Below are 22,217 nucleotides of genomic sequence, written 5' to 3' on the forward strand. Positions count from 1 at the left end.
TGTGTCTAATGGCGGAACAGACGGGACTCGAACCCGCGACCCCCTGCGTGACAGGCAGGTATTCTAACCAACTGAACTACTGCTCCAAAAACATTAGTTTACAGCGTCTTTAAGACCTTTACCGGCTTTAAAACCAGGTACTTTCGCTGCTTTAATTTGGATTTCCTCACCTGTTTGAGGATTACGACCTGTACGCGCCGCACGTTCTTTAACTGCAAAAGTACCAAAACCAACTAGTGTAACCTGGTCACCTTTTGCTAACGCTGCTTCAATTGTTTTCAAAGTAGCATCAAGCGCATTGCTTGCAGAAGCTTTAGATAAATCAGCAGACGCCGCAATAGCATCAATCAATTCAGATTTGTTCACGTTGTACCCCTTCAGTATTTTCGTGGTTCCTTAGAATTATTTTCGGCGCAATATAAATGCCTACTCACAAGGCCGAGCGAGAAGTTATACAAGCCCGACCTACTTCCTGTCAACACAGGATATGACTTTAATGATGACTGACAGTTTCTTGTTCATCAACAGTTTTTTCACTCGAAGGTAAGGTTTCTACCTTTTTTGGCGAGGGAATATACTCCAAAGCAATATCAAGTACTTCATCAATCCATTTCACAGGAACGACCTCAATGTCAGCCTTGATATTATCAGGAATTTCTTTCAAATCACGAGCGTTTTCTTGAGGAATTATCACCGTTTTAATCCCTCCCCTGTGAGCCGCTAGGAGCTTCTCTTTTAGGCCACCTATAGGTAGCACCTCTCCTCGCAGAGTAATCTCGCCAGTCATCGCCACAGAAGCTTTAACAGGGACCTTTGCCAACACAGAAACAATTGCTGTACACATGGCAACACCTGCACTTGGACCATCCTTCGGAGTCGCCCCTTCTGGCACATGCAAGTGAAGGTCGGTTTTTTCATGAAAATCATCATCAATTCCCAAGCCAGCAGCACGACTTCGAACAACTGTCAAAGCAGCTTGAATGGATTCTTGCATCACATCACCAAGGGAGCCGGTTTTAACATGGCGACCTTTACCTGCAACACCAGCCGCTTCGATGGTCAATAATTCACCACCAACAGAAGTCCAAGCCAAACCTGTTACCTGACCAATTTGATTTTTTTCTTCCGCTTTTCCATAACTAAATTTATGAACACCAGAGAAATCTTCCAAATTAGCAGCACTTACTTCAACTGCTTTCGCCGCTTTGCCTTTGCTTAAAGCTTGCTTTTTAACCACTCGACGGCAAATTTTACTTAATTCGCGCTCTAATCCACGAACACCCGCTTCTTTCGTGTAATAACGGATAACATCCATTAAAGCATCGTCAGTAACTTGAATTTCATTCTCTTTTAAACCTGCCAACTTAACTTGTTTTGGTAACAAATAACGCTTAGCAATGTTCAGTTTCTCATCTTCTGTGTAACCCGGAATACGGATAACTTCCATACGATCAAGCAAAGGACCTGGAATATTCATACTGTTAGAAGTACAAATAAACATAACATCAGATAGATCGTAATCGACCTCAAGATAATGGTCATTAAAGGTATGGTTTTGCTCTGGATCAAGCACTTCTAATAATGCAGAAGCAGGATCCCCACGCTGATCCATGCCCATTTTGTCGATTTCGTCCAATAGGAAAAGTGGGTTCTTAACTTTCACCTTGGCCAATTTCTGTATTAATTTACCTGGCATAGAGCCAATATACGTACGACGATGTCCACGGATCTCCGCTTCATCTCGAACACCACCAAGCGCCATACGTACATATTGACGGTTTACCGCTTTCGCAATTGATTGACCCAATGAAGTTTTACCTACACCTGGAGGCCCAACCAAACACAAAACAGGACCTTTTACTTTTTTCACGCGCTGCTGAACAGCCAAAAACTCAAGGATTCGCTCTTTTACATCTTGAAGGCCGTAGTGGTCTTGATTCAACACTTTTTCTGCGTAAGCCAAATCATTACGAACTTTGCTGCGTTTCTTCCATGGTAAAGAGATCAACCAATCAATATAACCACGAACAACTGTTGCTTCCGCAGACATAGGAGACATCATGCGAAGCTTTTTCAATTCCGCTTCCGCTTTATCTTTTGCCTCATCGGTCATTCCAGCTTCAAGAATTTTTTCTTGTAGCAAGTCGAGCTCATTACCACCATCTTCCATATCACCAAGCTCTTTTTGAATGGCTTTCATTTGCTCATTCAAATAGTACTCGCGCTGGCTTTTTTCCATTTGCTTCTTAACACGGCTACGGATGCTTTTCTCAAGGTGAGCAATATCCAACTCACCATCCATTAAGCCAATCAAATACTCACCACGCCCAACCAAGGAATCAATTTCCAAGACTTTCTGCTTATCTTCAAGCTTTAGGCTCATATGACCTGTAATGTTATCAATCAACTTAGACAGATCATCAATAGACTTTAAAGAAGCAACAACCTCTGCTGGGATACGCTTACTACCGGCAACGTATTCATCCAGTTGCTTTAATAATGCATTACGGATAACACCATATTCACTTTGATCTTCTTCTTTTAGGTCTAGCTCAACGACGCCACCCAAAACAAAACCATCTGCTTCTTCCATTTTTTCAAGACGAGCACGATTACCACCTTCAACCAACACCTTTACAGTGCCGTCTGGTAGTCGCAACAATTGCATTACTTTTGCAGTGGTACCAATAGAATAAAGATCGTCTAACGTAGGATCGTCTTTGGATGCATCCTGTTGAGCAACAAGAAAGACATACTTATCATTTTCCATCGCAGACTCTAGTGCTGCTATAGATTTAGCTCGGCCGACAAACAATGGCAAAACCATATGTGGATATACCACCACATCACGAAGTGGCAGCATTGGCAGGAGTAAGGAATCCGTCATATTAATTTCCAATCTGGGCGCATAAACAAAAGCGCACTTTATATTTCAACATTGATTAGGAAAGAGATAAGGGCAAAGCCTTAAATTACAAGAGTAATACCTATTTGATTTTAGCCTATAGAAAAATTTTAGAGGTAAAGGAACATAAAAAAACCGAAATGAAGCTAAATATTCATTTCGGTTTTTTAGTCATGTATTTAAGATCAGACCATTACGGCTAAGCGTTTTTCGCTAAATCTTCTTTCTCAACCACCATCAAAGGCGCTGATTCGCCGCGAATAGATGATCCATCCATAACCACTTTAGAAACATCATTTCGTGTTGGAAGTTCATACATGCAATCCAACAAAGCAGATTCCAAAATACTACGCAAACCACGAGCACCTGTTTTACGCTCTAGCGCTAACTTTGCAGCTTCACGCAAAGATTCAGGAGTAAACTCTAACTCAACACCTTCAAGCTCAAACAAATGCTGATATTGCTTAACAAGCGCATTTTTTGGCTGACTCAAGATGGTCATTAAAGCTTCTTCATCAAGTTCAGATAAAGTCGCAACCACTGGTAAACGACCAACAAACTCAGGAATCAAACCAAACTTAACCAAGTCTTCTGTTTCTACACGATGAACCGCTTCTGAAAAAGATTTCCCTTCCTCTTTACTCTTCACCATAGCCGAGAAACCAATACTACTTTTCTCTGTTCGATCACTGATTACACGTTCTAAACCTGCAAACGCACCACCACAAATGAACAGAATATTAGAAGTATCAACTTGCAAAAATTCTTGCTGAGGATGCTTACGTCCACCCTGAGGAGGAACAGAAGCAACGGTTCCTTCGATTAGCTTAAGCAATGCTTGCTGCACACCTTCACCGGAAACATCACGAGTAATAGATGGATTGTCAGATTTTCTAGAAATCTTATCAATCTCGTCTATATAAACGATCCCACGCTGCGCTTTCTCAACATCGTAATCGCAACTCTGTAATAGCTTCTGAATAATGTTTTCAACGTCTTCACCAACATAACCCGCTTCTGTCAGGGTTGTCGCATCAGCAATGGTGAAAGGCACATCAAGAACACGAGCAAGCGTTTGCGCCAGCAAAGTTTTACCGCTACCTGTTGGACCTATTAGCAAGATATTACTCTTACCTAATTCAATATTAGTATCTGACTTACCTTGGTGACGTAAACGTTTATAGTGATTATAAACCGCTACTGCTAATACTTTTTTCGCCTTGTCTTGACCGATAACATAATCATCTAAAGACGCGCTTAGTTTCGCAGGCGTTGGCAATTCATCTTCTGTCTCTCCGCCTTCTACTGTAGCTTGAGACAATTCTTGAATGATAATGTTGTTGCATAAATCCACACACTCATTACAGATATAAACCGATGGGCCTGCAATAAGCTTTTTGACTTCGTCCTGACTCTTTCCACAAAAAGAGCAATACAATAGTCGATCCGAGTGGTCACCACGGCTAAAATTATCGTCCGACATTTATTCCACCCTTTTTAAACTGTACGTTTCTGTAAAATATCATCAATTAAGCCGTACTCTTTTGCCGTTTCCGGATTCATAAAGTTATCACGGTCAGTATCAATAGCGACTTGCTCTATATCTTTACCAGTATGGAAAGAGATAATTTCATTAAGCTTATGTTTAATACTTAGAATCTCACGAGTGTGGATCTCAATATCAGATGCTTGCCCTTGATATCCACCTAAAGGCTGGTGAATCATCACGCGTGAATTTGGTAGACAATAACGCTTACCTTCCGCACCCGCAGTCAGTAACAAAGCACCCATGCTTGCTGCTTGACCAATACACATGGTGCTTACATCAGGCTTAATAAATTGCATTGTGTCATAAATAGACATGCCCGCTGTTACGGAGCCACCTGGCGAGTTGATGTATAAATGAATGTCTTTATCTGGGTTCTCAGACTCCAAAAACAAAAGCTGAGCAACAACCAAATTGGCCATGTGGTCCTCGACTTGACCAACCAAGAAAATCACTCGCTCCTTCAACAAACGCGAATAAATATCAAAAGATCGCTCGCCTCGGGCTGTTTGCTCAATAACCATAGGAACAAGGCCATTACTTGTAATTGCAACAGGGCCTGTAGTTGGGTTCGTCAAATTCATATTGCATTCCTTAAAAGCAAAAAAGCCGACATAACATGAGCTATGTCGGCCTTTATTAAAAAGATAAGCTAATGCTTATGCTTCTTCCCCAGCTTCTTCAGCTTGGGCATTTGGCTTGATAGCATCTTCATAACCCAAAGTTACTTCTGTAACTTGAGCAGATTCTAACAGTTTATCAACAACTTGCTCTTCAAGTACAGCGGATTGCACTTGCGCTAGTTGCTCTTTATTCTTCAAGTAAAATTCAACAACTTGCTGTGGTTCTTGGTAAGCTTGCGCCATATCTTCAAGGAAAGCACGAACACGTTCGTCATCTACTTTCAATTCGTTTTGCTTGATTACTTCAGAAATCAAAAGACCAAGTTTAGCACGTTTCGTTGCTTCTTCTTGGAACAATTCTGCAGGTAATTGGGAAGCATCAAAGCCTTCACCACCAAACTGGCTAGCAGCTTGTTTACGCAAAGCATCAACTTCTTGATCAACCAATCCAGAAGGAACTTCCACTTCATTGATAGAAAGCAAACCATCAAACAAAGCATTTTTCAGTTTAGCTTTAACCGCTTGGTTAAGTTCACGCTCCATGTTTTTACGCACTTCTGCACGCAAGCCTTCAATTGTAGCGTTTTCTAAACCGAATTTTTCAACGAATGCTTCATCCAATTCAGGAAGTACTTGCTCAGCTACTTCAGATACTGTGATCTTAAAGCTAGCTTCTTGTCCTTTTAGGTTTTCTGCTTGGTAATCTTCTGGGAAAGTCACAGAGATCGTACGCTCTTCACCTGCTTTAGCACCAACGATGCCAGATTCAAAACCAGGAATCATAGTGTTAGAACCAAGAACAAGCTTATGACCTTGAGCTGCACCACCTTCAAACGCTTCATCACCTAAGTAACCAACAAAGTCGATTGTTACTTGGTCGCCGTCAGCAGATTCACGCTCAACAGCATTCCATTCAGCATTTTGCTTACGCAAAGTTTCTAGCATCACATCAAGATCAGCATCAGTTACTTCTGAAACAACACGATCAACTTTGATTGCAGAGTTATCAGCTAAAGTAACTTCTGGGTAAACTTCTACTTTAACAACAAACTCAAGATCTGCGCCTTCAGCGAAGTTCTTAGGTTCAATAGAAGGCATGCCAGCTGGCTGAATAGACTCTTTTTGAATCGCTTCAACATAAGCATCACGCATAATTTGCTCAACAGCATCCATACGGATACCTTGACCGTAGCGCTTTTTAACTAGGCTAACAGGAACTTTACCTTTACGAAAACCATCGATGCGAACTGTTTTCGCAGTTTTCGCCACTTCAGCACTTACTTTTTCTTCGATACGAGCAGCAGGAACACTAATTGTTAAAACGCGCTCAATTGGAGACGTTGTCTCTACAGAAACTTGCATAAAACTTCCTCACGGGAACTTGCTTTAATTTGTTGGTCATCTATCAATCAATAAGACATAGATTTAATCGTAACCAACAAAACCTAAATAAAAACTTAATTAAAGTAATCGACTGAAATGGTGCTCCGTACTGGATTCGAACCAGTGACCTACCGCTTAGAAGGCGGTTGCTCTATCCAGCTGAGCTAACGGAACTAATGTCATTACATTTCATTTGGTGGGCTATTATAGGGATGGAATAGCAATCGTCAACAGATAGACATAAAAAAGCCCAGTAAACTGGGCTAAAATGACTATTTGCAACTAAGGAACCGAGAATAGCTTTAGAAGCTATCTCTTCAGCACAAATATCACAAAAGGAACAAGACGAATAATACAAGTCTATTCAAAGAAAAACAAGCCGAGTGCGCCAAATAAATGCACCTTGCACCCTATTTGTGCAATTCAATTCCAAAGAAGTTTTTATAATCTATTTGCAAGCTGTGTTATCTTGATAGCATCACTTTCAAAACGATATAAATCATGCAAGATCACACATCTCACTCACTCTTAACGCTCAAACGATATGCATTGCTAACAGCAAACCGATTTAAGCGCAGCCAACTCCCTCAAAAGGCCGCCCAACTCACGCTTTCAAGTTTACTTGCTGCAGTTCCGATTATCACAATCATTCTTGGGATACTCAGTTTTACTCCCGCTTTAGAAGCCATGCAGGCACAGCTTTTTCAACTGCTTGAGCAACATCTGGCACCTGGCTCTAGTGACATCGTACTTCCTCATTTAATGAAGTTTGCCTCTCAAACTAAAAACCTGCCTATTGCGGGCCTTGTCGCCCTTTTTTTGACTGCTTTACTACTACTAAACAGCTTTGAAAGCAGCGTTCAATCTATTTGGCAAATTGAGAAAGCCAGAAAATTAAGAGAACGACTACTAACTTATTGGGCAATCCTAACCTTGGGGCCCATTATCTTCGCGACATCCTTGAGCCTTTATGGGACGCTTATTTCCATCCAAATAAGAAACGTCGATGAGAGCATTTGGCTTAGTAGCCTATTAGAAGCAGGTAGTATCATTCTGTATTTTCTAATGCTACTAACATTAAACTTTCTAACACCCAATGCAGATGTTTCAATTAAGTGGGCTGCGGTATCCGCACTAGTTGGAAGCATAGGCTTATATATTTTGAACACTATATTCGGCTCATTCGCACAGTTTTTCACAAACTACCAAGTGGTTTATGGTGCCTTTGCCGCCATTCCTATTTTCCTCATCTGGTTACAGAGTTCTTGGCTAATCGTACTTGCCTCTATTTGCCTTTGTGCCACATTACACAGCATAAAGACTTAGCATCAGGTCAGGATTAATGTAAAATCGCGCAAATTTTCTATAATAGGCCCAGCATGACCAACACGATTACCGACTTAAACAAAATACTAGATGAAGCAGATTGCTTAGTTGATGAAGCAGAACTGAACAAAGCGCTAGATAAAATGGCGGCTCAAATCACTACAGACCTTTCTGATAAGCTACCTCTTGTTCTTTGCGTTATGAATGGTGGATTAGTCCCAACAGCAGCTTTGATAGAAAGACTTAATTTCCCACTTGAACTAGACTACATTCATGCAACTCGCTATGGAATGGACACAGAAGGTGCGACCTTAAACTGGTTAAGCTACCCACAAACTAGCTTAAAAGACAGAACCATCCTTGTTATTGATGATATTTTTGACCAAGGCCATACATTGCAAGCCATCCAAAAATGGCTAGAACAGCAAGAAGCCAATAGCGTTTATACCGCCACCGTCATCAATAAATTACACGACAGAAAAACAAACATGACTCCCGACTATATCGGTACAGATGTAGCTGATCGCTTCTTGTTTGGTTACGGCATGGATTACAAAGGATTTTTCAGAAACCTTAAAGGTATCTATGCAATAAAAGACAGCTAATTCATTCTTTTATTTCTAGAGTAATAGCCATAAAAAAACGCCTGACTTTCACAAGTAAGGCGTTTTTTTTATTTCTACAAAGCGCAATTAGAAAACTCGGTTAAAACCATTTAGTGCGGCAACACGATACGCTTCAGCCATCGTTGGGTAGTTAAATGTCGTATTCAAGAAATACTTCAAGGTATTCTGTTCGCCCGGCTGTTTCATAATAGCTTGACCGATATGAACGATCTCAGAGGCTTGGTCACCAAAACAGTGAATACCTAGCAATTCCAAAGACTCACGGTGGAAAAGGATTTTCAGCATCCCGACCGCTTCCCCTGTAATCTGAGCACGCGCTGTGTTCTTAAAGAACGCACGCCCTACTTCATAAGGTACTTTTTCGGCAGTCAACTCTGCTTCCGTTTTACCAATGGAACTAATCTCAGGAATAGTGTAGATACCAGTAGGCACTTCACTAATAAATTCACCACCTTCCAAGCCAAACATATTCGCAGCAACAGATCGACCTTGATCATAAGCAGCACTTGCCAAACTAGGCCAACCAATGACATCACCAGCGGCATAAACATTTTCAACTTGAGTTTGATAATTATCGTTCACTGCAAGCTGACCACGGCTATTTACTTCTAAGCCGATTGATTCTAGACCTAAATTATCTGTGTTGCCGGATCGGCCATTACAGAATAATAAAGCATCAGCTCGTAGTTTTTTGCCTGAAGCCATATGCATAACAACACCGCGATCTGTAGCTTCAACTGATTCATAAGTTTCATTATGACGAATCAGAACACCACTATCGCGAAGGTGATAACTTAATGCATCTGTAATCTCATCATCCAAGAAGCTCAACAGTTTCTTGGCAGGGTTTATAAGTTCTACACGAACACCCAATCCACAAAATATTGAAGCGTATTCAGATCCAATGACACCCGCACCATAAATAATTAAGGAACGAGGAGTATGACTCAAACTCAAAATAGTATCTGAGCAATAAACACGAGGATGAGAGAAATCAATATTGGTCGGTCTATATGGACGAGAGCCAGTAGCAATAACAACCTTCTCTGCAACAAGAAGCTCAGGGCCTTTCTCGTACGTGTTTACTTCTACCGTATTGGCATCTTTAAACTTGCCTCGACCAAAGTAAATATCAATGCGGTTACGAGCATAATATTCTGTGCGACCTAAAACTTGCTTATCGATCACTTTATTTGCGCGATCCAACACTTTAGGAAAAGAGAACCAACGAGGCTCACCAATATCACGGAACATTGGGTTCGTGTTGAAGACAATAATTTCTTTTACAGCATGACGCAAAGCTTTCGACGGAATGGTCCCCAAATGCGTACAGCTCCCGCCAACTTGCGAGCTCGCCTCAATAACAGCAACTTTCTTACCCGCTTTAGCTGCACTCATAGCAGCACCTTCACCCGCAGGACCCGTACCTAAAACCACAACATCATAATGCCTTGTTGTCATAATACCCTCTTCCCGTTAAATTATTTCGATGCGTCATAAAACGTATCATCTGAAGTTTGTTCAGCAATGCCTTTTTTCGTTTCTTTCTCGCATTTGCCTTTATCGCCACCACAAATATCGCAAGCGACTTCCATACCTAAAGAGCTCATTCCGCCGCACGATCCAGAGATAGGCTTACGTCCCATCAAAACACCGACAGCCATAGCTGCAACCAATAAAAGCATTAGAGAAAATGCCAAAACAATTGTTAACATAAAATTTCTCCTAAAATCTAAACTTACTTTATTTCAAATAAGACTGAAACGCATCCGAATAAAGCTCTTCAAAACCAAAATCTGTCTTTACCAATAGGTATGCAGAAATGCCATTATCCTGAGCAAACGCCAAACCTTTTTCTGGACCAAGCACGGTAATCGCCGTTGCTAGACCATCGGCCATCGTCGCCGTCTTATCAATTACAGTAACAGAAACCAAACGATGTGTTATTGGTTTTCCCGTTATAGGGTTTATCGTGTGAGAATAACGAACACCGTTTTTCTCAAAATAGTTTCTGTAATCACCCGATGTGGCAACCGCTACACCATCAAGTGATAAAATACGTTCAGCCATAGAGTGACCACCGGCAGGACTCTCAATCGCTATCTTCCAAGGAGAACCATCAGGCTTCACACCTCGAGATGAAATCTCTCCGCCAACTTCGACTAAGTAGCGTTCTACACCTTTATCGCGCAGCACTCTTGCGACTTCATCAACACCATAACCTTTTGCGATAGAAGACAAATCAACATAAATGTCTTTCTCTTTTGTCAAACGCTGATCATTAAGTGTTAAGTATTCATATCCAACACGTTCTTTCGCTTCATCTATTGAAGCTTGACTTGGTACTTTATCTTCTCGTTTACCTGGACCAAATCCCCAAAGATTAACTAGAGGACCAACAGTCACGTCATACTCACCTGATGTCATTTCGCTTATCAACAAAGCTCTATCAACAACGTATGCCATATCCTTGCTAATGTCTGCAGATTGGCCAGCAGGAAGCTTGTTAAATTCCGAAAGCTCTGATGTTGGATCATAAGTCGACATCAACTTATTAACCTTGATCAAAACATCATCAACATCATCTTTTAAATCCCAAGGATTACTCACTTGCTCTGTAGTATAGAACTTAACAGTGTATGTTGTTCCCATTGTAGGGCCAGAGAAGCTTACCAATTCAGGAGAAAAGGAGGAAAGACGATAAACGATAGCTGCCGCTATAAGAAAAAAAGCAGGGAACAGTATTTTTTTGCGCATATAAAATCTTTTTCAATCATCAACAAAATAAAGACCCACCAAGTGGTGGGTCTTTATTTAGATACTAGCCGCCGAAATCATCAAGCAAGATGTTTTCTTTTTCTACGCCTAGATCTTCTAGCATTTTAATCACCGAAGCGTTCATCATTGGAGGCCCACACATGTAGAACTCACAATCTTCTGGTGCTGGGTGATCTTTCAAGTAGTTCTCATATAGAACATTATGAATAAAGCCAGTCTTACCTTCCCAATTATCTTCAGGTTGTGGGTCAGACAAAGCTAAATGCCACTCAAAGTTATCATTCTCTTCTTGTAGCTTATCATACTCTTCCATATAGAATGCTTCACGCATACTACGAGCACCGTACCAGAAAGACATCTTACGCTTAGAGTTAAGACGTTTAAGTTGGTCAAAAATGTGCGAGCGCATTGGCGCCATACCTGCACCACCGCCAACAAAGACCATTTCTGCTTCAGTGTCTTTAGCGAAGAACTCACCAAATGGACCGTACACTTTGATCTTGTCGCCCGGTTTCAAACTAAAGACGTAAGAAGACATCTGACCTGGAGGCAAATCATCTTTACCAGGTGGTGGCGAAGCAATACGAATATTAAACTTCACAAGACCTTTTTCTTCAGGGTAGTTTGCCATTGAGTAAGCACGGATAACGGTTTCATCAACTTTAGAAGTAAACTTCCATAGGTTGAATTTATCCCAATCACCTCGGTACTCTTCTTCAATATCAAAGTCTTTGTAATGCACTGTATGAGCTGGCGCTTCAAGCTGAACATAACCACCTGCACGGAAGTCTACGTTCTCACCTTCAGGAAGCTTCAACGTTAGCTCTTTAATGAAAGTAGCAACGTTCGGGTTTGACTCAACTGTACACTCCCAAGCTTTAACACCGAATACTTCTTCAGGAACCTCTACATCCATATCTTGCTTAACAGCAACCTGACAAGATAGACGGTAACCTTCTTTTTCATCTCGGCGAGTAAAGTGAGATTGCTCTGTCGATAGCATAGAGCCACCGCCGCTTGTCACTTTACATTTACATTGGGCACAAGTACCACCACCGCCACAAGCAGATGATAGGAAAATGCCACTGTTTGCCAAAGTTTGAAGTAATTTACCGCCCGCTGGAGCAGTAACTTCTTTTTCACCATTGATGCGAATTGTAACGTCACCAGTACTTACCAAACGAGCACGTGCAGCAAGGATAATTGCCACTAGCGCAAGTACGATAGCTGTGAACATCACCACACCTAGAATAATCTCTAAGTTGACCATGTTAGTTAAACCTTATTCTTGGTTGTCCCACTGTGCAGCAAATTAAAGCTGCACACCAGAAAATGACATGAAACCTAAACTCATTAGACCAACAGTAATGAACGTGATACCAAGACCACGTAAACCTGCAGGAACATCTGAATACTTAAGTTTCTCCCGAATACCAGCAAGCGCAGCAATAGCAAGCGCCCAACCAACACCAGCACCTACACCGTACACAAGACTTTCACTGAAGTTGTAATCACGCTCTACCATGAACAAAGAAGCACCCATGATTGCGCAGTTTACAGTGATAAGAGGCAAAAACACGCCCAATGCGTTATACAATGCAGGCATATATTTATCTAATGTCATTTCTAAGATTTGAACTACTGCGGCGATAACACCAATGTAGCTCAACAAACCTAGGAAGCTAAGATCAACACCTGGCAAGCCTGCCCACTCAAGTGCACCGTCTACCAAAAGGTTCTGATACAACAAGTTGTTCAAAGGAACTGTGATCGCCAAAACAACCACAACGGCAATACCTAAGCCAATTGCTGTTTCTACTTTCTTAGACAAAGCCAAGAAAGTACACATACCTAGGAAAAAGGCCAAAGCCATGTTTTCTACGAAAACAGCCTTAATAAATAGACTTATATAATGTTCCATTTATAGCGCCTCCTGAGCACGTGAGTTGGCAGCAATCTTATATTCTGGCTCTTCAACTTGCTCAGTTTTGTAAGCGCGTAACGCCCAAATAACCAAACCAATAACGAAGAAAGCACTTGGTGGCAACAACATCAAGCCATTAGGCTGGTACCAACCACCATTCTGAATAGTCGTGAAGATTTCAACACCAAACAACTTACCAGCACCTAACAACTCACGAAAAATAGCTACGATGATCAACATTGCGCTATAACCCAAGCCATTACCGATACCGTCAAGGAAACTCATCACTGGACCATTTTTCATGGCGAAGGCTTCAGCACGACCCATTACGATACAGTTAGTGATAATCAAACCTACGAAAACGGAAAGTTGCTTGCTGATTTCAAAAGCAAAAGCTTTCAATACCTGATCAACCACAATTACCAAAGAAGCGATAATGATCATTTGAACAATGATACGAATACTGTTTGGAATATGATTACGAATAATAGCAATGAAGAAACTAGAAAAAGCCGTTACCAAGGTAAGCGCGATCGCCATTACCAAACTAACACTTAAACTACTCGTTACCGCCAAAGCAGAACAAATACCCAAAATCTGCAAAGCAATTGGGTTGTTCGCAAGAATTGGCCCAAAAAGGACTTCTTTCACATTAGACATTATTGAGCTCCTTCGCTACGTAGCACTGACAAGAAAGGACCAAAGCCTTCTTCGCCTAACCAGTATTGAACAAGGTTTGTAACACCACGACTTGTTAATGTGGCACCAGACAACCCGTCTACTTTATGAATTGCTTGTGGATCAGCACTGTCTACACCACCTTTAGCAAGCTGAATAACAGCTTCACCTTGGTCGTTATAAACTTTTTTACCTTCCCACAATGCTTTCCAGTTAGGGTTATCAACTTCACCACCTAACCCTGGTGTTTCACCTTGGTCATAGAAGCCAAAACCGATAACAGTATCAAAGTCATTTTCTAGTGCGATAAAACCGTACATAGTTGACCACAATCCGTAACCGTGAACAGGTAGGATTACACGATCAATGCCAGCATCAGATTTCACCAAATAAACAGAAGCAAACTTAGCGCGACGCTTAATACTTGCAGGATCATTTGCACCAGCAAGAGCAACAGACAAGGCAGGATCTTTCGCTGCAGCTTGCTGATCGTAAGTATCTGGAGAGATACCCGCAGCATCAAGCTCTTCTTGAGTTGCAAAAACACCTGTTTCAAGGTTTACAAGGCGCGTTTCAATTCTTTCGAATACCTCATCAACAGATGTTGAAGCATCCAACATATTTGCCGCAGACAAGATATTACGCTTACGGTCTAAGTCTTTATTAGCGCTCTGTATTGGCTTTAAACCTACCGCTGCTGCTGCAACAAATATAGAACATACTAGACATAGAGCCAAAGCAACCGTAATGGTTTTTTGAATACTATCGTTATTGCTAGCCATTGCGTGCAATCCTCCGTTTAATGTTCGCCTGAACAATAAAGTGATCTATGAAGGGCGCAAATAAGTTTGCAAACAAAATCGCCAACATCATACCTTCTGGATAAGCTGGATTCACTACGCGAATCAAAACAACCATGACACCAATCAAAGCACCATAGAACCACTTACCACGGCTTGTCATTGAGGCAGAAACCGGATCCGTCGCCATGTACATCATACCGAATGCAAAGCCACCTAAAACAAGGTGCCAGTACCAAGGCGTAGAGAACATTGGATTCGTTTCGGAACCAATCATATTGAATAGTGAAGAGGTAACAACCATACCCAAGAACACACCAGCAACGATACGCCAAGCAGCAATACGCATTACTAACAGAGCACCACCACCGATCAAGATTGCAAGAGTCGATGTTTCACCCATGGATCCTTGAATAAAACCAAAGAAGGCATCTTGCCAAGCTACAGTTAAACCAGCAACGCCATCAGCAGCCAATTGGCTTAATGCTGTTGCGCCAGAGAAACCGTCGATCGCAGTCCAAACCGCATCACCAGACATAGACGCTGGGTAAGCGAAGAACAAGAAAGCACGACCAGCAAGTGCTGGGTTAAGGAAGTTTTTACCTGTACCACCAAATACTTCTTTCGCCAAGACAACACCAAAAGTGATACCTAAAGCGACTTGCCATAAAGGAACAGTTGCAGGTAAAGAAAGCGAGAACAGAATAGAGGTAACAAAGAAACCTTCATTCACTTCATGCTTACGAACAGAAGCGAATAACACTTCCCAGAAACCACCAACAACAAAGGTAACAAGATAAACAGGCAAAAAGTACATTGCACCGTAAATCATATTATCCCAAAGGCTAGACACATCGTAGTTGGTCAAACTTCCAATAATAGCGTGACGCCAAGAATCAGGAGCAGAAACACCCATTGCATCAATAGCGCTGTTCGCTTGGAAACCAATATTGTACATACCAAAGAACATAGCAGGGAATGTACACATCCAAACCAAAATCATGATGCGTTTCATATCCACAGCATCACGAACGTGTGAACCATTTTTAGTAACAGAACTTGGACGATAAAAAATAGTATCTACCGCTTCAAAAAGCGCGTACCAGTTTTCGTATTTTCCACCTTTGTGAAACTCAGGTTCTATTTTATCGAGTACTTTTCTAAGACCCATGAATTAACCCTCTTTCTCTATTAGAGTTAGACAATCCCGAAGGATCGGGCCGTATTCGAACTTACCTGAACAACTGTAAGTACACAAAGCCAAATCTTCATCATCCAGTTCAAGCGCACCAAGTTTCTGTGCCTGTTCAGTATCATTTACAACCAACGCTCGTAGTAATTGAGTTGGTAAGATATCTAACGGCATCAGACGCTCAAAGTTACCAAGTGGCAACATGGTACGATCACTGCCATTTGTCGTTGTTGACATATCAAACGACTTTTTACCCGTAAGCTTAGATAAGAAAACATTCATAATAGAATGCTTCTCTACACCAGCACGTAGGTAATGCATCATTTGACGTTCACGACCTTCAAGCAATACAGATACTTGAGTGTGATAACGACCTAGGAAAGCAAAAGGGCCAAACGCATTACGACCAGAAAGTACAGAACCAGAAATCACACGATTTTCACCGTCTAACAACTCGTTCGCAACCAAACCTTCTAAGCTTGCACCAACTTGAGTGCGAACTAAGCGAGGCTTTTTAACTTGAGGGCCAGCAAGAGCAATAACACGCTCAGAGCTCAATTCACCTGACACAAACAATTTACCAACAGCAACAACATCTTGGTAATTGATAGACCAAACTGTTTTCTTATCGCTTACTGGATCAAGAAAATGAATGTGTGTACCAGCAAGACCCGCTGGGTGAACACCAGCAAACTCTTCAACAGTCACATCAGCAGTTGTTGGAATTTTTGCACCTGGAGCCTTACAAAGAAAAACCTTACCTTCAGTCAAACGTGTTAACACTGTAAGACCGTCAGCAAATGCTTCTGCTTGATCAGCAAGAACCGCTTCAGGGGAAGCTGCTAATGGATTAGTATCAATAGCAGTAACAAAAATAGAGTTTGGCACTGAAGCAACTTCAGGAACCTTAGAGAAAGGACGCGTACGGAATGCAGTCCACATACCCGATTCGACTAGATTCTCAACTACTTTTTCGCGCTCTAATGATTTTAATTCAGAGCTAGAATAAGCAGCAAACGTTTCAGACTCATCGCCTTCAACATTAATCACGATCGACTGAAAAACGCGACGTTCGCCACGATTAATGGCAGCTACCGTTCCAGAAGCAGGCGCGGTGTACTTAACACCTTCCGTCTTTTTATCTGTAAAGATAACTTGCCCTTTTTTGACCTTATCTCCTTCCTGTACCAGCATAGTAGGTTTCATACCATGGTAGTCAGGACCGATAACAGCAACTGCTGTTGCAGCGGCCGCACTCTCAATCACTTGATTGGGAGCACCGGATATCGGTAGATCTAGGCCTTTTGTAATTTTAAACATATGTTCTGCCCAACAATAAATTGAACACAAAAAGCGTAATGTGCAGCGCTTACACCCCCCTCCGGGAAAACATGCATAAGCAAACAACTAACGTAAAGTTAATTGTAAAGCACAAACTCACTTCACCAAAAAACCGAAGTATTATAAAGATCATTGATCGCCTTGACTAGCGCAGGACACCGTCTTTGAGCGCCAACTTTTACTTAAAAATGAAACTTTATCCTTATCTGATGATATATCGAACAAAAAAAGATCACTTCTTAACCATTTGATTGCACTTATTTAAAGGCAAATAAATAACAAGTCTTAAGAATTAAGAAAATCCAATACAGAGACTGGTAACGTATTCATCTTCATCGCCTTGTTAAGTTGCCTTACAAGACCGAAAACAGCACAATATCCTCTCATTAAATGAGCCAATTAAGCGGAACCACTGACATGATCATGCCAGAAGCTCAAATACACATTAAAAATCTACGTTTACGAACGTATATTGGATTCAACGAATCTGAAAAAAACAACAAACAAGATGTTGTGATCAATGCTTGGATTCAGTACCCAGCCAATCACGCTTACGACACAGACAATGTAGAACACGCGGTAAACTACCGCACTATTTGCAAAGCGATGATAGCTCACACAGAAAATAACCGTTTCCTTTTACTTGAAAAGCTAACAGCGGAATTACTCGACCTCTGCATGCAACAAGAGTGCGTTACTTTTGCAAAGGTCGAAGTCGCAAAACCTCATGCTTTACGCTTTGCCGACTCCGTATCTCTCACACTTTCCGCCACAAGAGAACCATAAAACCAAGATGTCCGATTCTGTATCAATTACGTCAAAACCAGGCTTTAAAAATTTAATCAACGGATTGAATGGCAGCCAAAAGGCCCTACAACTATTAGCCATTGCCGATCAGCACAAAAAGCCCATTCTTTTTATGGTAAATACGGTTGCTGAACTAAACGAGCTTGAAGACGAAATACAGTTCCTTAATCAAGGAAAGAAAGAGCTACTAAGATTCAGTGATTGGGAAACCCTTCCCTACGACGCTTTCTCGCCGCATCAAGACATTATTTCTCAGCGATTAGAAACTCTCGCAAAGATATCTGAAGTAAAGAACCCTATTATTCTCACAACCGTTGCTTCTTGTCTAACTAGACTTTGTCCAAAGCAGCACATTGATGCCCAACGCTTTCACCTACAAGAAGGGCAAGAACTGCCTCTCGAACAACTGTCGAAAAAACTTACTAGCGCCGGATATCTAAACGTCGAAAATGTTCACGGTCATGGAGAATACGCCATACGCGGCGCGTTAATGGACATTTACCCAATGGGTGCAGACAACCCAATCAGGGTAGATTGGTTCGACAATGAAATTGAGTCAATTCGCTGGTTTGATCCAGAAACACAGCGCAGCATAAATAAAGTCTCAGAAATAAAAATGCTGCCGGCCAAAGAGTTCCCTACGACATCACAAGGCATTCAACAGTTTCGCCAAGCCTTTCGCGAGCGATTTAATACCGCACCGCTTTCAAGCCCCATTTATCAAGACATCTCAAATGGCCTAATTCCAGCGGGCATTGAATATTACTTACCTTTATTTTTTGAACAAACCTCAAGTATTTTCGACTATTTACCAGACAATACGTTTATTGTTCGTTCAAACAATTTCAACGAGCAAGTCGCTAGCATCCAGCTGGATTTTCGCAGTCGTCACGAATCACTTAACTACAACATAGAGCAACCTATTTTAGAGCCAAATGAAATTTGCCTAAAAGAAGACGAACTGTTTGCTCAATTAAACTTATTCACTAATGTGATTTTCTCAGCCGAAGGACAGCACCCTGCTTATCAAGCTCTTGAAAGCGTCAAAATTGATTCAAAAGCGCCTTCACCGTTAGGAAGATTACAGAGCTTTTTAGATCAAACCAGTGCGCGAGTACTGATCGTTGCGGAATCCGCAGGTCGCCGAGAAGCACTTTTAGAGCTTCTCAAAAAACACAAAATAGCTCCAAAACAAGTGAAAGACTGGCAAGACTTTAAAAAGTCAAAACACGCCATCGCTATTACTGAAGGCAATATTGGCCGTGGTTTTATCATTAATGATGAGCTGGCTTTAATCGCTGAAAGTGAAATTCTGGGTGAACGTGTCTCTCAACACCGCAGACGAAACAAGCAAAACAACATCAGTGAAGACGCTATTATTCGTAACCTCACTGAATTGCGCATGAACGCTCCCGTCGTTCATATTGATCATGGTGTCGGGCGCTATCTTGGCCTCACCAATTTAAGCATTGATGGACAGGAAACCGAGCTATTAACTCTAGGCTACGCTAATGATGCCAAACTCTACGTTCCCGTTTCGTCGTTACAACTTATTTCTCGTTACACGGGCGCAGATGAAGACACAGCCCCACTTCACAAATTGGGCACAGACAAATGGAGTGTCGCAAAACAAAAAGCCGCTGAAAAAGCCCGCGACACCGCAGCTGAGCTTTTAGAAATCTACGCAAAACGCGAAGCTCGCGTGGGTTATGCTTTTGCGAAGCCGGACGATCAATACGAGTTGTTTGCAGCCGGATTTCCATTTGAAGAAACTCCAGACCAACAAATGGCCATCGATGCTGTTATGAAAGATATGTCAGCGAAAAAGCCGATGGACAGATTAGTTTGTGGTGATGTTGGTTTCGGTAAAACAGAAGTCGCCATGCGTGCTGCATTCTTAGCAGTTCAAGATGGCAAACAAGTTGCCGTACTTGTGCCAACCACTCTACTCGCTCAACAGCACTATGAAAATTTCTGCGACCGCTTTGCTGATTGGCCGGTTGAAGTTGAGTTACTCTCTCGTTTCCGTTCGGGCAAACAATCTAACGCCGCCATTGATCGACTCGAACAAGGCAAAGCAGACATTGTTGTCGGCACTCACAAATTAATTCAAAGTGATATTAAGTTTGCCAACCTTGGACTGGTTATCATAGATGAAGAGCACCGTTTTGGAGTAAAGCAAAAGGAGCAATTCAAAGCTTTGCGAGCGGAAGTGGACATTCTGACACTGACAGCCACGCCGATTCCTCGAACACTCAACATGTCTCTTTCTGGCATACGCGATTTATCCATTATCGCCACACCACCAGCCAAACGACTGTCGGTTAAAACCTTTGTGAAGCAAAAGGATGACCACCAGATAAAAGAAGCCATCTTGCGAGAACTCCATCGTGGCGGGCAAGTTTACTTCCTTCACAATGAAGTGCAGACGATTCAAAAAGCCGCAGAGGAACTAGAAGAACTGATTCCAGAAGCTCGCGTCATTGTTGGTCATGGTCAAATGCGTGAACGTGAACTAGAACAAGTTATGTCCGACTTTTATCACAAAAGAGCCAACGTACTGGTGTGTTCAACCATTATTGAAACAGGCATAGACATACCTAACGCTAACACCATCATCATTGAAAGAGCAGACAAGTTTGGCTTAGCGCAATTACACCAATTACGGGGTCGCGTTGGGCGCTCACACCACCAAGCTTACGCTTACTTACTGACGCCAAGCGACAGAAAAGTCACCAGTGATGCAGAGAAACGCCTAGAAGCCATTACCTTAGCGGATACTCTTGGCGCCGGCTTTACCTTGGCCACACATGACTTAGAAATACGCGGTACAGGTGAATTATTAGGCGACGGACAAAGTGGCCATATCGAACACGTCGGCTTCTCACTCTTTATGGAAATGCTAGATCGAGCTGTCGCTTCGTTGAAGAATGGCGAATCACCTGACGTTGATATATCTTCACCGGCACAAACAGACATTAACCTTCGTGTGCCAGCACTTATTCCTGAAGACTACCTAGGTGATGTACACTCTCGACTAATACTTTATAAACGCATCGCCAGTGCGAAAACAAATGGCGAACTTAAAGATTTACAGGTAGAAATGATTGACCGATTTGGATTGTTACCTGATGCCACTAAAAATCTCTTCCGCCAAACAGAGCTAAAACTGAAAGCGGAAAGTCTTGGCATCAACAAAATCGAGGCAAACGCCAAAGAAGGGAAAATATTCTTCAACAGCAAAACACCTGTCGACCCAATGAAGCTCATTCGGTTAATTCAAACCAAACCGGATACGTACAAACTTTCAGGGTCAGATACTTTAAGATTTATAGCAACAATGAACAGTGCCGAAGAGCGCTTCCAACAAACCACCAAAACATTGGAACTATTACATTGAAAGCCTTAACGCCGATATTTTTATCTCTTAGCCTATTAAGTACGCCGCTTTTTGCCAACGACAGAGACATCAACCCAGACACAGCAAGAGCATACCAAGGCTACATGCTGACTTTTTTATGGCCAGAGGGACAATCTAGCGAGCACATTGATTATAAAAACGTGCTCACTGTGGACAATTTAATCCGTCTTCCAAAAGAAAGTGACGAAGAAAACATCTCTGTGACAAACAATGAAGCGTCAGCCTCTTCTGAGAGTACGCCATTTGACAATATGGAACAGAAATTAGATCGCCGCGTGACCATTCTCGCCAATGAAAAATGGGCTCTTATTTTTAAAGCGCCTGGCGACACAATCAAAAAACAATTCACTAGCAAACAAGTGAAAGACAGTTATCCTGAACTGACGGGAGACATCGCTATCAAACTTGGCCGTTATCTAGAATCCGACATCCACTACAAACACTACCTATTTGATAGTTTTACTCAGCCAGAGATTGACCCAGAAGCTGTAAATAACAACAAGAGCAACTTATTCTCTCCAGAGACAGACGATATGGAATCTGACGTAAAAGCGTTTGAACCCGCTCTCGTTCTTCAGCTTCACATGTCTAATAGAACCGCGAGTAAGAAAGTAAACTACTTGGATCATCCTACAATCGGCACACTTCTATATTTTCATCCTATTGAGTTAGAAGACGCTATGGCGGCCATTGCTCTAGAAACTATGACACCCGAAACGGGAGCCAGCCTAGATTACGACGAACTACAGAGTACGAATGAGCTGTTTGAATCCAGCACCAAAGTCGATCCTCCTTTTATTCCTCAATAAAAAATAAAAAGGGCAACATCAAAAATGTTGCCCTTTTTATTTTGCCTACTCGCTTTAT

The 22,217-nt window shown here is 41.9% G+C and carries 19 protein-coding genes and 2 tRNA genes; 5 read left to right on the top strand and 16 right to left on the bottom strand.

Features of this window, described 5'->3' with window-relative positions:
* Positions 1-9: 9 nt before the first annotated feature.
* From AC0L46_RS03090 to AC0L46_RS03120, 7 genes are all read right to left on the bottom strand, one after another.
* A tRNA-Asp gene (locus AC0L46_RS03090) sits at positions 10-86 on the bottom strand.
* Between the two features lie 7 nt (positions 87-93).
* Complete coding sequence (locus tag AC0L46_RS03095; RefSeq protein WP_036163501.1) at positions 94-366, bottom strand: HU family DNA-binding protein; 273 nt, start codon at positions 364-366, stop codon at positions 94-96.
* Between the two features lie 127 nt (positions 367-493).
* Positions 494-2,887 carry an endopeptidase La gene (gene lon / locus AC0L46_RS03100; protein WP_414680895.1) on the bottom strand — a complete coding sequence of 798 codons (2,394 nt, stop codon included), beginning with the start codon at positions 2,885-2,887 and terminating at the stop codon, positions 494-496.
* Positions 2,888-3,104: 217 nt separating this feature from the next.
* Positions 3,105-4,388, bottom strand: coding sequence for an ATP-dependent protease ATP-binding subunit ClpX (clpX, locus tag AC0L46_RS03105; protein WP_473505672.1), 1,284 nt, complete (start codon positions 4,386-4,388; stop codon positions 3,105-3,107).
* A 14-nt stretch (positions 4,389-4,402) separates the two neighbouring features.
* Positions 4,403-5,035 (bottom strand): ATP-dependent Clp endopeptidase proteolytic subunit ClpP, encoded by a 633-nt coding sequence (clpP, locus tag AC0L46_RS03110; RefSeq protein ID WP_347982335.1) that lies wholly within the window; start codon positions 5,033-5,035, stop codon positions 4,403-4,405.
* A gap of 75 nt (positions 5,036-5,110) precedes the next feature.
* Positions 5,111-6,436: a trigger factor gene (gene tig, locus AC0L46_RS03115; protein WP_473505674.1), complete on the bottom strand. Its 1,326-nt coding sequence runs from the start codon at positions 6,434-6,436 to the stop codon at positions 5,111-5,113.
* 118 nt (positions 6,437-6,554) lie between these two features.
* A tRNA-Arg gene (locus AC0L46_RS03120) sits at positions 6,555-6,631 on the bottom strand.
* A 327-nt stretch (positions 6,632-6,958) separates the two neighbouring features.
* On the opposite strand from AC0L46_RS03120, the gene AC0L46_RS03125 reads away from it, so the two are divergent.
* Positions 6,959-7,783 (top strand): YihY family inner membrane protein, encoded by an 825-nt coding sequence (locus AC0L46_RS03125; RefSeq protein WP_473505676.1) that lies wholly within the window; start codon positions 6,959-6,961, stop codon positions 7,781-7,783.
* Between the two features lie 53 nt (positions 7,784-7,836).
* On the top strand, positions 7,837-8,388 hold the full coding sequence (locus AC0L46_RS03130) for a hypoxanthine-guanine phosphoribosyltransferase (protein ID WP_473505678.1): 552 nt from the start codon (positions 7,837-7,839) through the stop codon (positions 8,386-8,388).
* Positions 8,389-8,475: 87 nt separating this feature from the next.
* Here AC0L46_RS03130 and sthA read toward each other — a convergent pair whose 3' ends face one another.
* From sthA to AC0L46_RS03175, 9 genes are all read right to left on the bottom strand, one after another.
* A complete protein-coding gene (sthA, locus tag AC0L46_RS03135) occupies positions 8,476-9,870 on the bottom strand; it encodes a Si-specific NAD(P)(+) transhydrogenase (RefSeq protein ID WP_414680900.1) in 1,395 nt (464 codons plus the stop codon).
* Between the two features lie 20 nt (positions 9,871-9,890).
* Complete coding sequence (gene nqrM / locus AC0L46_RS03140) at positions 9,891-10,124, bottom strand: (Na+)-NQR maturation NqrM (RefSeq protein WP_317004397.1); 234 nt, start codon at positions 10,122-10,124, stop codon at positions 9,891-9,893.
* Between the two features lie 28 nt (positions 10,125-10,152).
* Positions 10,153-11,166, bottom strand: a complete 1,014-nt coding sequence (locus tag AC0L46_RS03145; protein WP_473505680.1) for an FAD:protein FMN transferase — start codon at positions 11,164-11,166, stop codon at positions 10,153-10,155.
* Between the two features lie 64 nt (positions 11,167-11,230).
* Complete coding sequence (nqrF, locus tag AC0L46_RS03150; RefSeq protein ID WP_414680902.1) at positions 11,231-12,457, bottom strand: NADH:ubiquinone reductase (Na(+)-transporting) subunit F; 1,227 nt, start codon at positions 12,455-12,457, stop codon at positions 11,231-11,233.
* Positions 12,458-12,499: 42 nt separating this feature from the next.
* The gene (gene nqrE / locus AC0L46_RS03155) at positions 12,500-13,108 is read right to left on the bottom strand and encodes an NADH:ubiquinone reductase (Na(+)-transporting) subunit E (protein WP_317004399.1); all 609 of its coding nucleotides are present in this window, start codon (positions 13,106-13,108) and stop codon (positions 12,500-12,502) included.
* Complete coding sequence (locus tag AC0L46_RS03160; RefSeq protein ID WP_347982342.1) at positions 13,109-13,771, bottom strand: NADH:ubiquinone reductase (Na(+)-transporting) subunit D; 663 nt, start codon at positions 13,769-13,771, stop codon at positions 13,109-13,111. It abuts the gene before it with no gap.
* A complete protein-coding gene (locus AC0L46_RS03165; RefSeq protein ID WP_317004401.1) occupies positions 13,771-14,571 on the bottom strand; it encodes a Na(+)-translocating NADH-quinone reductase subunit C in 801 nt (266 codons plus the stop codon). The genes AC0L46_RS03160 and AC0L46_RS03165 overlap by 1 nt, the downstream gene beginning before the upstream one ends.
* Positions 14,564-15,760 (bottom strand): NADH:ubiquinone reductase (Na(+)-transporting) subunit B, encoded by a 1,197-nt coding sequence (locus AC0L46_RS03170; protein ID WP_414680904.1) that lies wholly within the window; start codon positions 15,758-15,760, stop codon positions 14,564-14,566. The genes AC0L46_RS03165 and AC0L46_RS03170 overlap by 8 nt, the downstream gene beginning before the upstream one ends.
* 3 nt (positions 15,761-15,763) lie before the next feature.
* On the bottom strand, positions 15,764-17,101 hold the full coding sequence (locus AC0L46_RS03175; protein WP_473505683.1) for a Na(+)-translocating NADH-quinone reductase subunit A: 1,338 nt from the start codon (positions 17,099-17,101) through the stop codon (positions 15,764-15,766).
* Positions 17,102-17,539: 438 nt separating this feature from the next.
* Here AC0L46_RS03175 and folX point away from each other — a divergent pair, with 438 nt between their 5' ends.
* Genes folX through AC0L46_RS03190 form a run of 3 tightly spaced genes read left to right on the top strand, consistent with a single transcriptional unit; the run spans position 17,540 to position 22,159 of the window.
* A complete protein-coding gene (gene folX, locus AC0L46_RS03180) occupies positions 17,540-17,908 on the top strand; it encodes a dihydroneopterin triphosphate 2'-epimerase (protein WP_410506548.1) in 369 nt (122 codons plus the stop codon).
* A gap of 7 nt (positions 17,909-17,915) precedes the next feature.
* The gene (gene mfd, locus AC0L46_RS03185; RefSeq protein ID WP_473505685.1) at positions 17,916-21,329 is read left to right on the top strand and encodes a transcription-repair coupling factor; all 3,414 of its coding nucleotides are present in this window, start codon (positions 17,916-17,918) and stop codon (positions 21,327-21,329) included.
* A complete protein-coding gene (locus AC0L46_RS03190; RefSeq protein ID WP_473505687.1) occupies positions 21,326-22,159 on the top strand; it encodes a hypothetical protein in 834 nt (277 codons plus the stop codon). The genes mfd and AC0L46_RS03190 overlap by 4 nt, the downstream gene beginning before the upstream one ends.
* Positions 22,160-22,217 lie beyond the last annotated feature (58 nt).

This window comes from Marinomonas sp. 15G6-16 (assembly GCF_055809555.1).

Bases quoted from the DNA above. Each gene is read 5' to 3' on its own strand.
- lon (WP_414680895.1), bottom strand. From the start codon at position 2,887: ATGACGGATTCCTTACTCCTGCCAATGCTGCCACTTCGTGATGTGGTG.
- clpX (WP_473505672.1), bottom strand. From the start codon at position 4,388: ATGTCGGACGATAATTTTAGCCGTGGTGACCACTCGGATCGACTATTG.
- clpP (WP_347982335.1), bottom strand. From the start codon at position 5,035: ATGAATTTGACGAACCCAACTACAGGCCCTGTTGCAATTACAAGTAAT.
- tig (WP_473505674.1), bottom strand. From the start codon at position 6,436: ATGCAAGTTTCTGTAGAGACAACGTCTCCAATTGAGCGCGTTTTAACA.
- AC0L46_RS03125 (WP_473505676.1), top strand. From the start codon at position 6,959: ATGCAAGATCACACATCTCACTCACTCTTAACGCTCAAACGATATGCA.
- AC0L46_RS03130 (WP_473505678.1), top strand. From the start codon at position 7,837: ATGACCAACACGATTACCGACTTAAACAAAATACTAGATGAAGCAGAT.
- sthA (WP_414680900.1), bottom strand. From the start codon at position 9,870: ATGACAACAAGGCATTATGATGTTGTGGTTTTAGGTACGGGTCCTGCG.
- nqrM (WP_317004397.1), bottom strand. From the start codon at position 10,124: ATGTTAACAATTGTTTTGGCATTTTCTCTAATGCTTTTATTGGTTGCA.
- AC0L46_RS03145 (WP_473505680.1), bottom strand. From the start codon at position 11,166: ATGCGCAAAAAAATACTGTTCCCTGCTTTTTTTCTTATAGCGGCAGCT.
- nqrF (WP_414680902.1), bottom strand. From the start codon at position 12,457: ATGGTCAACTTAGAGATTATTCTAGGTGTGGTGATGTTCACAGCTATC.
- nqrE (WP_317004399.1), bottom strand. From the start codon at position 13,108: ATGGAACATTATATAAGTCTATTTATTAAGGCTGTTTTCGTAGAAAAC.
- AC0L46_RS03160 (WP_347982342.1), bottom strand. From the start codon at position 13,771: ATGTCTAATGTGAAAGAAGTCCTTTTTGGGCCAATTCTTGCGAACAAC.
- AC0L46_RS03165 (WP_317004401.1), bottom strand. From the start codon at position 14,571: ATGGCTAGCAATAACGATAGTATTCAAAAAACCATTACGGTTGCTTTG.
- AC0L46_RS03170 (WP_414680904.1), bottom strand. From the start codon at position 15,760: ATGGGTCTTAGAAAAGTACTCGATAAAATAGAACCTGAGTTTCACAAA.
- AC0L46_RS03175 (WP_473505683.1), bottom strand. From the start codon at position 17,101: ATGTTTAAAATTACAAAAGGCCTAGATCTACCGATATCCGGTGCTCCC.
- folX (WP_410506548.1), top strand. From the start codon at position 17,540: ATGATCATGCCAGAAGCTCAAATACACATTAAAAATCTACGTTTACGA.
- mfd (WP_473505685.1), top strand. From the start codon at position 17,916: ATGTCCGATTCTGTATCAATTACGTCAAAACCAGGCTTTAAAAATTTA.